Here is an 11,680-nt window from a genome sequence, read left to right as displayed (position 1 = left end):
TAGCAAACCTCTTCGGTTTGGCCGATGAGGATATCTATGATGTGATGATTAACAGGTCGGAAGAGATGAACCATATATGCGATATTTACAAATTAAAACTAGCAAGCTGAACTTGCGAAACTTAAATTATTTATAATATAGGTTGGTGGCAGTTGTATTGAGTGACGCCTCCTTATTTATATAAGGTAACACGCGCGTAGCGAACAGCAGTCGACCGAGGTTGTATTCATCGAACAGCTCGTCATCGGGATTGAAACTGTTGACACGCACATCGCCTTGCGAATGGATGAAGCGCTTGTTACCGATATACATTCCGACATGCACCACACGTTCCTTGCGTTCCGGTGTCGCCTTGCGTCCGAAGAAAATCAAATCGCCCGGCTGGAGGTTACTGAAATCAGGAGCGATATCGATATGCTCGCCCACGTATGCCTGTTGGGAAGCATCCCGCGGAATGATGATGTCGTGCATGAAAAGAACAGTGCGCATGAAGCCGCTACAATCCACCCCTTTGGAAGAAGTGCCAGCCCAAAGATAAGGGATGCCCATCAGGCTATGCGCCGTAGCTATAATGCTGGAGGCGTCCTGCTTCAAGGCGGCCCGCCATTTCTTCTCCGGCATGGAGATGGATTTGGAAATATATCCCTGGCGACCATCGGGATAAGCCACCTTATAAAAGGCGCCTTTTGTCCCCTCCCACTTCAGGCGGTTTCCGGCAGCAACATCAGAGACGGTCTGCGATGCCTGGCTAGGCTGCGAGTAGACAAAGCCGTAATGTGAAGTCACTACAATTTTCTCCGCACTATTCCAAACGGCCAACTCTTCCCGCGTAACGGGATGTATGCCTACTCGATGAACCCATGCAATGTAGCTGTCTGGTGTCTGGATACGATACCAGCCGTCGCGCTGCAACACCCGCACCGGCATACCCATCAAACCTTGCGTCATCATTTCCGAAGAGAAATCCGGATGCACCCGAAGATTGCACACAGACACATTGACAATGCCATACGTCTTGCCTTCAAGCCCGGCCTCATCCGGAAGCACTTGCAGACAATCCATCACCGCATATCCCTTCTTTTCCAAACCATCCAGCAAAGCCTTCTTTGCCTCTGCCGAAGTGGTGACACCACGCAACATCACATTCTTTCCTGAGAAAGAGTAATCCACATCAAACAAAGCCACGCGCTTATCCGGTGCAAACTTCTGTTTCAAACTGTCAGAGAATTGCGCCACTTCTGCAGGGATTGTACGGTCTCCTACTTTCGAAGCGACAGCAAAAAGCGGGATTAACAGAAACAAAGAAAAAAAAGAGAGAAACTTTTTCATTGGCCAAAAGGATTTGGGGGGTTATTAATAATAGCAAAGCTACGAATTTATTCCGAAATAGATACATGTTTTTAATATTATTAAGGGTAAAGAATAAAGAATGAAGGGTTCATCCACACTGCATTCGCACACTGCACAACAAATTCTTCATCTTTCATTCTTCATTCTTCATTAATATTCATTATCTTTGTACCCTATAAAGCAGTTGGTCGGTCTGTCGCTTGCGCCCCGTGCGTATGAGGAAAGTCCGGGCAACACAGAGCATCCCACTTCCTAACAGAAAGCTGTCCGTGAGGGTAGAGTAACGTAGAAGAAAATAACCGCCGTCGCCCCTTGGGCTGCGGTAAGGGTGAGAAGGTGGGGTAAGAGCCTACCAGTCTTGTGGCGACACAAGGGCTGTACGTCTTGGGAGTTGTAAGGTCATGTAAACCGGCGTTATGAGAGTTGCTCGCTCCATGTCGGAGGGTAGACCGCTAAAGCCTGTATGGCGACATGCGGCTCAGATAAATGACAGACACTTCTTTAATGAAGAATGGATGATTAGGCTTCTTCAGGAACAGAAGAACAGAACCCGGCTTACAGACCGACTGCTTTTTTTTACTGACAATGGATAATCGAGACAATAGCATGAACAAGCGTATTGCTGCCCTTTGGAAATTCCTCACCTACGACATCTGGCGTATTACAGAAGATGAAGTTACGCGAACGACTTTTTCCGTATACAATATCATCAAGACGATTTATCTTTGCATCAACCGTTTCACCAAAGACCGGATAGTGAACAAAGCCTCGGCGCTGACTTACAGTACGCTGCTGGCCATTGTGCCTATTCTTGCCATCTTGTTTGCCATAGCTCGCGGTTTCGGATTCGATAATCTGATGGAAAGCCAGATTGTCAACGGTTTCAGCGGTCCTACGGAAACCACGGAAGTCATCCTGCAATTTGTGAATTCATATTTGTCTCAGACCAAGAGCGGAATATTCATCGGAGTGGGTCTGATTATGTTGCTGTGGACAGTCCTGAATCTAATCAACAATATGGAAATCACCTTCAACCGCATCTGGCAGGTGAAAAAGGCGCGCAGCATGTACCGTAAAATAACGGATTACTTCTCCATGCTTCTGCTGATGCCCATTCTGCTGGTGGTTTCCGGTGGTCTTTCCATCTTCATGAGCACAATGGTGAAGAACCTCGAAGACTTTACCCTGCTGGCTCCCGTCGGCAAGTTTATGGTGCGTCTCATCCCCTTCGTACTGACCTGGTTCATGTTTACAGCGCTATACGTCTTTATGCCGAATACAAAGGTCAAACTGAAACACGCACTCATATCCGGTATTTTGGCAGGTACGGCACACCAGGCATTCCAGTTCCTCTACATCAGCAGCCAGTTGTGGGTTTCCCGTTACAATGCCATCTATGGTAGTTTCGCTGCCCTTCCGATGTTTCTGCTATGGCTGCAGGTGTCCTGGACCATCTGCCTATTTGGTGCCGAACTGACCTACGCTGGACAGAATATCCGGAACTTCAGTTTCGACAAGGATGCACGCAACATCAGCCGGCGCTACCGCGACTTTATCTCCATCCTGATAATGTCCCTCATAGCCAAGCGCTTTGAACAAGACGCTCAGCCCTATACGGCCGAAGAGATATCAGAAGAGTGCCAGATTCCTATCCGGCTGACACACGAGACCCTGTATGAATTGCAGGAAATCAACCTCCTGCATGAAGTGGCGACAGATGAAAAGAGTGAAGACATCGCCTACCAGCCTTCCATGGACATCAACAAGATGAATGTGGCCCTCTTACTGGATAGGCTGGACACACACGGCTCAGAAGATTTCAAGATTGACAAGGAAAATGAATTCAACAGCCAATGGGGAGCATTGCTGAAGGCACGGGAAGAATACTACAAGAATGCAAGCAAGGTGCTGCTGAAGGATTTGTAGCTTGGCTCAAACACGAAGACACAGAGATTTCTTCTCGTCCATTAGTTTAATCTCTGCACCTCTGTGTTCTTCAGCCAATGCTAATACTTATTATAAGATATTGTCTTCTCTTTCGGCTTCCGCGACTTCTTCCGTTTTTCTTTCAACGGATAGCCAATCGTAATATCGAGCAAAAGGCGTTTACCAGCCGGGATTCCGACAATTTTTTTTATCTCCTTCTCGTCAAACCAGCCTAAAATGCAGGAACCCAGCCCTTCATTTTCTGCCGCCAACGTGATATGTGCGGCAGCGATACCAATATCAATCAATGGAAAATACTTACCCTTGATTTTTGCACCCAGAAAGGAAGTGATATTCATGGACTCCTCCACCACCAGAATATGGACGGGAGCATTCTTGGCAAACTTATTCATCCCCAGTCCGGCAGCCGCCTTGCCCACCCTGGCAGACAGCTCCGGCTCCATAACCACCACGAACTTCCACGGCTGTGCATTGCAGGCAGATGGAGCCAGACAAGCCGCTGCCAATATCCGTTCCAGCTTCTCAGGCTCCACGGTACGAGTCATATCATAGGCACGGTCACTCTGACGGGATGCCGCTAATTGCAGGAAATCGTCCATAGCGCCGCCACCTTATTTATATTGTATCATGCGGCTGATGTACTTACCGATGATATCAAACTCCAGATTCACCACACTGCCCACTTTGAAAGCATGAAAATTGGTATGCTCGAAGGTGTAAGGAATAATGGCCACCTGAAAAGTATCGTCGGTGGGGTTGCACACAGTCAGGCTGACGCCGTTGACCGTTACCGAACCTTTGTCTACCGTGATGTAGCCGCGCTTTGCCATTTCTTTGTCAAAAGTATACCGGAAAGTAAAGTAATAGCTTCCTTCAGCATCCTTTATATCAATGCAAGTGGCAGTCTGGTCCACATGCCCCTGAACGATATGGCCATCCAGTCGACCATTCATCATCATACTGCGCTCCACATTCACTTCATCTCCTACCTGCAACAAGCCAAGATTGGAACGGTCCAGCGTTTCCTTCATGGCCGTCACGGTATAGGTATCATCCGTCAGGCTGACTACTGTAAGGCAAACACCGTTGTGAGACACACTCTGGTCTATTTTTAATTCACTGACGAATGAACATTTGAAAGTAAAATGTACATTCTCCTGGTCTTTGACCATCGCCACCAATGTGGCACATTCTTCTACTATTCCGGAAAACATGGTTCTATATACTTTTAGGTTATACACGATTTATTATTAATATGCGCAAAGATACAAAAAGCCCTTCGTATAGGTACAAAAAAAGGAAGCTTTTCACAAAGCCTCCTTTTTCAGTTTTCAATAGGTATTAGTTTTTTTTAAGGTAAAAAGATTGTTTTCAGGATAACGACGCAAATATAGGCGCTTTTCGTAATACTAACCAAATTAAAAAACATGTCTTATAACATCTTTTTGAGAAATCATTTAAGTTTATTATCATTTCAAAGCATTTTTCTACACCTGCAATCGTTTTCAATGGACAAATATAAGGCTATTTTCCATGAAACACTGAAATTATCCTAAAATTTTGTTTATTTCTTATCATTTAAGTAGTGTTTATCTGTCCGTCTGCCATGTTTTAACACCTTCTTGTCGATAAATACCACTATTTTTTCGGCGATACTCGTGATTATGGTCATCGGAACGTTCCAACTTGCGGAACACACTCACCAGGTTCAGACAAAAGAGTGTACTCTCCTGATGCCGGCTGATGCAATCGGCAAGAACGGCAGTGGCATCAACATTGATTTCGTCCAGCATATTGTCCTTGCAGACACGGCGGTAGCCAGTTCTGGACTCTCCTTCTGAAACGCCTGCCTTGCTTGTCCGAGCGTGGAGAGCACGGTATCTCCAAACTCCATCATATCACCCATGTAGAATGTCACTGACACGCGCAGCTTGCTGCATGTTGTAATACTTATCCGATAGTGCGCCTGTCATACCTATTATCATTACCGGAAAAACGCCTCGATTATCCCCCTGCTCGATTTCGTCTTGCCTGCCGCAGGACAGAAAATCATCAAAGAGAGTGGATATATCCCAGTACATAAAGAATAAATCTTCATTCTTCATTCTTCATTCTTCATTTTTTTACCCTATCTTTGTCCCCACGATACGAAAATAGTAACATTATGGCAGAAATAAAGAGCGAAGAGACAAGCGAAAAAAAGAGCTTGAACTTCATTGAGCAAATAGTAGAAAACGATTTGAAAGAGGGCAAAAACGGTGGGAAAGTACAGACACGCTTCCCGCCCGAACCTAACGGTTACCTCCACATCGGACATGCCAAGGCCATCTGCCTTGATTTCGGTATTGCCGCCGCACACGGTGGCGTCTGCAACCTACGTTTCGATGACACCAATCCCACCAAAGAAGATGTGGAATACGTAGAAGCCATCAAAGAAGACATCCAATGGCTGGGCTACAAATGGGGTAATGAATATTACGCTTCCGACTATTTCCAGCAATTGTGGGACTTCGCTATCCGCCTCATCAAAGAGGGAAAGGCATACATCGACGAACAGACTTCCGAGCAGATTGCCGCCCAAAAAGGAACTCCCACCCAGCCCGGCGTGGAAAGTCCCTACCGTAACCGTCCCATCGAAGAAACACTGGACTTGTTCCAGAAGATGAACAGCGGTGAGATTGAAGAAGGTGCCATGGTGCTCCGTGCCAAAATAGACATGGCAAGCCCCAACATGCACTTCCGCGACCCCATCATCTACCGTGTAGTGAAGCATCCGCACCATCGCACGGGTACTACTTGGAAAGCTTATCCAATGTACGACTTCGCCCACGGACAAAGCGACTTCTTCGAAGGTGTGACACACTCTCTCTGCACATTGGAGTTTGTACCCCACCGTCCGCTCTACGACCTCTTCGTGGACTGGGTGAAGGAAGGCAAAGACCTCGACGACAACCGCCCTCATCAGTATGAATTCAATAAGCTGAATCTCAGCTATACACTGATGAGCAAGCGCAACCTGTTGACTCTGGTCAAGGAAGGCTTGGTAAATGGTTGGGACGACCCCCGTATGCCGACCATCTGCGGTTTCCGCCGCCGCGGTTACTCTCCGGAGTCCATCCATAAATTCATCGACAAAATCGGATATACCACCTACGACGCGCTCAATGAATTCGCCCTACTGGAAAGCGCCGTGCGCGAGGATTTGAACGACCGCGCCACCCGCGTATCCGCCGTACTGAATCCGGTGAAGCTTATCATCACCAACTATCCCGAAGGGCAAGTGGAAGAGATGGAAGCTGTAAACAACCCCGAACATCCCGAAGAAGGAAACCACTTCATCGAGTTTAGCCGCGAGCTTTGGATGGAACGCGATGACTTCATGGAAAATGCTCCGAAGAAATACTTCCGCATGACACCGGGACAAGAAGTACGTCTGAAGAACGCATACATCGTGAAGTGCACCAGTTGCAAGAAAAACGAAGCCGGCGAAGTCACCGAGGTATATTGCGAATACGACCCCGATACCAAGAGCGGTCTGCCCGGAGCCAACCGTAAGGTGAAAGGTACCATCCACTGGGTAAGTTGCGCCCACTGCCTCGAAGCGGAAGTACGCCTTTACGACCGGCTGTGGAAAGTAGAAAACCCGCGCGACGGACTTGCCGCCATCCGCGAAGAGAAGAACTGCGATGCACTGACAGCCATGAAAGAGATAATCAACCCCGACTCTTTAAATGTACTGCCCTGCTGCTACATCGAGAAATATGCTGCCGGTATGCAGCCTCTCTCCTACCTGCAGTTCCAACGTATCGGTTATTTTAATGTTGACAAGGATTCTACACCAGAAAAAATGGTATTCAACCGTACTGTGGGTCTGAAAGACGTTTGGGGTAAAATCAATAAATAAGAATATGAGTAACAAGAACCTGCTGTCCGGAAGAGACAAAGAACTGCAAGAAATGGCAGAACAATATGAAGCCGCTAAAGCAGAGAACAAAACCATCTATCTGGACGCAGACGACTTAGCCGACCTCGCAGACTGGTATGCCATGCATCATAAATATGCCATGGCTACCGAAATCGTAGAGTATGGCTTGGCAATACATCCGGATAATACCGCCCTGATGGTGGAACAGGCATACCTATTTCTGGATACCCAGCACAAAGAGCAAGCTAAAGGTATAGTAGAACGGATTGCCGAAGAATCTTCCGAGGTGAAAGTGCTGAAAGCCAACCTACTGTTAGACGAAGGCAAAGAAGAAGAAGCGGAAGCGATACTTGACAGCATAGATGATAAGGACGACTTAGCCAATATCGTCGACATATCCTATATGTACATCGACATGGGATTCCCGGAAAAAGCATTGACATGGCTGACGCGCGGACTTAAAAAATATGCCGAAGAAGAAGCCTATCTTGCCGTCACCGGCGATTGTTACTATGCTCAAGGACTGTTCGAAAAAGCCACCTTCATCTTCAATAAGCTGATTGACAAGAACCCTTATTCAGCTCCTTACTGGTTTGGACTGGCCCGTTGCTACTTTGACCAACAGATGTTCGACAAAGCTATCGAAGCATGCGACTATGCTACGGTGGCCGATGATGAGTTTGCCGACGCCTACCTGATGAAAGGACATTCCTTCTTTCAATTGGGAAATGAAGAAAGTGCCATGGAGAACTACCTACAAGCCGAGAAGTTCCATCTCGTTTCCCGCAGTTTCATCAACACCTTCATCGGTCTGAACAAAGCCTCCAAAGGAGAATGGGAAGAAGGATACGACTATCTGGAAAAAGCCATAACGGCCGAAGACAGTTATGACCTCGCCTTGCCCTCTCTTTATGCCAATGCGGCCCTATGCCTGCACAAGATGGGGAAAAAGCGCAAAGCCCACCAATATTGTAAAAAAGCATACAATCTGGCACCCGAAGAGATAGATTCGTACCTGATTGAGGGACGCATCTACATGGAAGAAGGAGAATATGAGAAAGGTGTGAAAAAATGGACCCAAGCCTTAGAGTATGCCCCCTATGCAGATACTTGGCACGAAATAGGTATGTGCAGTATGGAGATAGGGCAACTGAGCTATGCCAAGCTGGCCTTTGAGCATGTCAAAGAGATGGAGCCGGATTTTGAAGGTATCAACGAAAGGCTGACCTCTCTGTATATGCTACTCAAAGACAAGGAGAATTTCATGAAGTACAACCAGCTGTGCGAACATCCGTTCAAACTGGAAGAGCTGAATAGATTACAGCAGATACTACAAGAAGATAACCAAGAAGAGCTGGCCCTAGTGATGAAGAATATTTTCAACGCATTACAATAACAGTAATTATATACCACTAATCTAGCAAATGGAATCAGTAGCCTTTATCCAATGGTGTCTTGACCACCTCAATTACTGGACCATCACTTTATTGATGGCCATTGAAAGTTCGTTTATCCCCTTTCCCTCGGAAGTTGTAGTTCCTCCTGCCGCTTGGAAAGCCGCCAACAATGACAACATGAATATATATCTGGTGGTGGTGTTTGCAACCATAGGGGCAAATATCGGAGCTTTGATAAACTACTATATGGCAAAATGGCTGGGGCGCCCCATCATTTACAAATTTGCCAACAGCCGTTTCGGACACATGTGCCTCATTGACGAAGCCAAAGTGCAACATGCGGAAGAATACTTCGACAAACATGGAGCCATATCGACGTTTGTCGGACGTCTGATACCTGCTGTGCGCCAGTTAATCTCCATCCCTGCCGGTCTGGCACGTATGAAGCAAGGAACTTTTTTACTGTACACCACTCTGGGTGCAGGCCTGTGGAATTCCATTCTGGCTTTCATCGGATATTACCTGTCCACAGTACCCGGCATTGAAAACGAAGACCAACTGCTTGCCAAAGTAACGGAATACAGCCATGAGATAGGCTATGTATTTATCGGCATCAGCGTACTCATCGTGGCATTCTTCATCTATAAAGGCATGAAGAAGAAGTAAAAATGAAACGACGTGATATAAAAAAGCGTTGGACAGCATGATAATTCCGTCCAACGCTTTTTCATTGTTCATTCCAAATCCAATCGGCTGAAGTCGAAAGTTCTATTTCATAAATCTCACGCATCTCTTCCTCTATATCGGAAACGCTCATTCCTTTGCGCATAAGGAAATAACAAGCTTTTCTATAGAAAGTCCACGGCTTTCATGTTTGGGCGCTGTATCGGCTCAAACTCACCATTACGGTCACGAGGAATGGATATGACGGATTCTCCATGTTCCGTTTGAATCTTCTTCGGATACTTCCCATTACGGGAATTACCGCTATTGTTGCCTGCGACTGGGGAATAACTTTGTTACGTTCTGACATAATTTTATGTTTTCACAAAATTAATAATAAAGAAAATATGAGACTCATTTCTGGATCCCGTATTCTCGATTTACACAAAATTTTGGACAGTGTCGATTAAAACTTTTACCTTTGTAAAATGATTCAAGAGAAGTTCAAATTTTACAAGCCATGTAAGCTATTGCAACCTTACGTGAGATATTATTGGGTATTCAAAAGTAACCATTTTTTGAATACCCTGACTTTTCCTATCGGTTGCCCTCAAATCATTTTCCATAAACAAGCACCGTTATATATCCCTGAACTGAATGTTACACAAGACAAACTGACTGTCAGCGGACAAGTTAATTTCTCGTCACACCTATATGCAGACGGAAATATAGAAATGATAGTGGTTGTATTCCACCCTCACGCTATGAGTATGTTTCTGAACATACCGACATCCCTTTTTTACAACCGGGAAGTTTCAGGCTATGATATTGAAAACAAAAGTTTGAATGAACTGGCTACACGAATATTCGACTGTGAGAATAATTCTATTTGCATAAGCTATATAGAAAAATGGCTGGTGTCACAAATTGCCGATAATTTAGCTGATACCACATACAGAATGGAAAGGATAGATGCCGCCATACAGCGAATGTATATCACTCCGCAAATCTCTGTAAACGAATTATCTTCCATTGCCTGCCTAAGTAAAAAACAGTTCGAGCGGTTGTTTCATTCATTTGTAGGCATCAATCCCAAAGAATATACCCGTATCGTCCGCTTCCAAAAGGCTTTGGCGCAGATGCAGCATCAAGCGGGCAAAGAAATCAATCAGGCACAAATAGCATACGCCAGCGGCTATGCCGACCAGTCGCACTTTATCCGGGAGTTCAAGAAATTCTGCGGATATACGCCCGTGTCTTTGCTGAAAGTATCAAATCCATATTCCGATTTGTTCACCAATCCCGTATAAATGTCCCGTTTATTCTATCCGGGGTCAAACGCTTCTCCTACTTTTGCCGCCTGATTCATTAAATGAAAATAGCATTAAGTATGAAAGAAGTAAATCCCCAAGAAACCAGCCGGGCATACGCCTTTGAAATGTGGATGAACGCACCTATGCCAATGGTGACGTTCTTTAAGACACTCAACGTGTCACGCCTTGTGAAAATCAGCCGGAAATCGGGCATGAAGTTTAATATGTTGATGTGCTGGTGCATCGGCAAAGCCGCAAGAAACGTGAAAGAATTTTATATGTTGCCCGTTGGCGGTAAACTGATGCAGTACGATACCATTGCAGTAAACACCATTGTCGCTAACAGAAAGGACGAGGTAAGTTCGTGTGATATTCCTTTCTGCGATGATTTATCTGTGTTTAATCAACACTATCTGCGACTTACCAAACAAGTGGCTGAAAGTTGCGTCAATCACGACTTGACGGAAAGCATGGTTATCGGAACTTCCGCCTTGGCACAATATGAAATAGACGGGGCTGTCGGGATGTATAGCGGCATTTTTAATAATCCGTTTCTTATTTGGGGCAAATACAAACGCCGCCTGCTGAAAACGACGCTCACCATTTCTTTCCAGTTCCACCACACGCAAATGGACGGGGCGCACGCTTCCCGATTTTTAGATGGGGTTCAGAAAGAAATTGATAAATTGAGAATATAAGTTCAGGGAAAAACGCTATCTTTGCAGAACTAACAGAAAAATAAATAGTTGTTCAACAATATGAAATGGCAGTTGTGCATATAGCTACGCTCAACGAATAGCACTTCCAATTATTGCTATTCAGCAATAGACAGGCTTATGTTTTAAGTTTGCCTGTTATTGTTTTGTCATTATCCCTTATTATAAATCTATAAGATTGTCGTGCTGCTTAAAGCGGCAGGATGTATTGTATCATATTGGTTTGAACAAATGAATTATACTTAAGTACATGACAAAAATTTGAAAACATCGAATTTTGGGGTATAAGTCGGACGCATAAGTATGGTCGAAATCTCTTCCAATCCATATTTGACAAGCGACTTTGCCTTTCTTCCATGTTTCAGAATC

At 45.4% G+C, this 11,680-nt stretch carries 9 protein-coding genes, 1 other RNA gene and 4 pseudogenes; 8 read left to right on the top strand and 6 right to left on the bottom strand.

All coding sequences use genetic code 11. The features are described from left to right. Positions 1 to 126: 126 nt before the first annotated feature. Positions 127 to 1,329 (bottom strand): NlpC/P60 family protein, encoded by a 1,203-nt coding sequence (locus tag HU824_RS17885; RefSeq protein WP_176469580.1) that lies wholly within the window; start codon positions 1,327 to 1,329, stop codon positions 127 to 129. A 201-nt stretch (positions 1,330 to 1,530) separates the two neighbouring features. Between HU824_RS17885 and rnpB the strand changes: the two genes are divergently transcribed. Together rnpB and HU824_RS17875 are read left to right on the top strand one after the other, a co-directional pair. Then, positions 1,531 to 1,924, top strand: an RNA gene (gene rnpB / locus HU824_RS17880) — RNase P RNA component class A. A 32-nt stretch (positions 1,925 to 1,956) separates the two neighbouring features. Beyond that, a complete protein-coding gene (locus HU824_RS17875) occupies positions 1,957 to 3,276 on the top strand; it encodes a YihY/virulence factor BrkB family protein (protein ID WP_136010645.1) in 1,320 nt (439 codons plus the stop codon). Positions 3,277 to 3,356: 80 nt separating this feature from the next. On the opposite strand, the gene HU824_RS17870 is transcribed toward HU824_RS17875, so the two are convergent. The 3 genes and pseudogenes from HU824_RS17870 to HU824_RS17860 all read right to left on the bottom strand — a co-directional run. Continuing rightward, a complete protein-coding gene (locus HU824_RS17870; RefSeq protein ID WP_176469579.1) occupies positions 3,357 to 3,896 on the bottom strand; it encodes a nitroreductase family protein in 540 nt (179 codons plus the stop codon). Positions 3,897 to 3,908: 12 nt separating this feature from the next. Continuing rightward, a complete protein-coding gene (locus HU824_RS17865) occupies positions 3,909 to 4,511 on the bottom strand; it encodes a riboflavin synthase (RefSeq protein WP_176469578.1) in 603 nt (200 codons plus the stop codon). A gap of 350 nt (positions 4,512 to 4,861) precedes the next feature. Continuing rightward, positions 4,862 to 5,173: pseudogene (locus HU824_RS17860) on the bottom strand (PhoU domain-containing protein); the annotation flags it as partial. 69 nt (positions 5,174 to 5,242) lie between these two features. On the opposite strand from HU824_RS17860, the pseudogene HU824_RS19905 reads away from it, so the two are divergent. The 4 genes and pseudogenes from HU824_RS19905 to HU824_RS17840 all read left to right on the top strand — a co-directional run. Next, positions 5,243 to 5,387, top strand: a pseudogene (locus HU824_RS19905) (phosphate ABC transporter substrate-binding protein); the annotation flags it as partial. Positions 5,388 to 5,461: 74 nt separating this feature from the next. Beyond that, positions 5,462 to 7,201: a glutamine--tRNA ligase/YqeY domain fusion protein gene (locus HU824_RS17850; RefSeq protein ID WP_136010642.1), complete on the top strand. Its 1,740-nt coding sequence runs from the start codon at positions 5,462 to 5,464 to the stop codon at positions 7,199 to 7,201. A 4-nt stretch (positions 7,202 to 7,205) separates the two neighbouring features. Then, the gene (locus HU824_RS17845; protein WP_136010641.1) at positions 7,206 to 8,618 is read left to right on the top strand and encodes a tetratricopeptide repeat protein; all 1,413 of its coding nucleotides are present in this window, start codon (positions 7,206 to 7,208) and stop codon (positions 8,616 to 8,618) included. 28 nt (positions 8,619 to 8,646) lie between these two features. Next, positions 8,647 to 9,285: a DedA family protein gene (locus HU824_RS17840; protein WP_136010640.1), complete on the top strand. Its 639-nt coding sequence runs from the start codon at positions 8,647 to 8,649 to the stop codon at positions 9,283 to 9,285. A gap of 227 nt (positions 9,286 to 9,512) precedes the next feature. Here HU824_RS17840 and HU824_RS19900 read toward each other — a convergent pair. Beyond that, positions 9,513 to 9,623 (bottom strand): annotated as a pseudogene (locus HU824_RS19900) (transposase); the annotation flags it as partial. A 147-nt stretch (positions 9,624 to 9,770) separates the two neighbouring features. Here HU824_RS19900 and HU824_RS17830 point away from each other — a divergent pair. Both HU824_RS17830 and HU824_RS17825 read left to right on the top strand, forming a co-directional pair. Then, on the top strand, positions 9,771 to 10,592 hold the full coding sequence (locus HU824_RS17830) for a helix-turn-helix domain-containing protein (protein WP_176469577.1): 822 nt from the start codon (positions 9,771 to 9,773) through the stop codon (positions 10,590 to 10,592). Between the two features lie 80 nt (positions 10,593 to 10,672). Next, positions 10,673 to 11,293 carry a CatA-like O-acetyltransferase, family 2 gene (locus tag HU824_RS17825; RefSeq protein ID WP_176469576.1) on the top strand — a complete coding sequence of 207 codons (621 nt, stop codon included), beginning with the start codon at positions 10,673 to 10,675 and terminating at the stop codon, positions 11,291 to 11,293. Between the two features lie 260 nt (positions 11,294 to 11,553). Here the strand turns inward: HU824_RS17825 and HU824_RS17820 are convergent. Then, a pseudogene (locus HU824_RS17820) lies at positions 11,554 to 11,680 on the bottom strand (IS4 family transposase); the annotation flags it as partial.

The sequence above is a fragment of the Bacteroides sp. L10-4 genome (assembly GCF_013373675.1).
GTDB lineage: Bacteria > Bacteroidota > Bacteroidia > Bacteroidales > Bacteroidaceae > Bacteroides > Bacteroides muris.
Note: the sequence above shows the minus strand (reverse complement) of the source record. Positions and strands in the feature narration are given on the sequence as shown.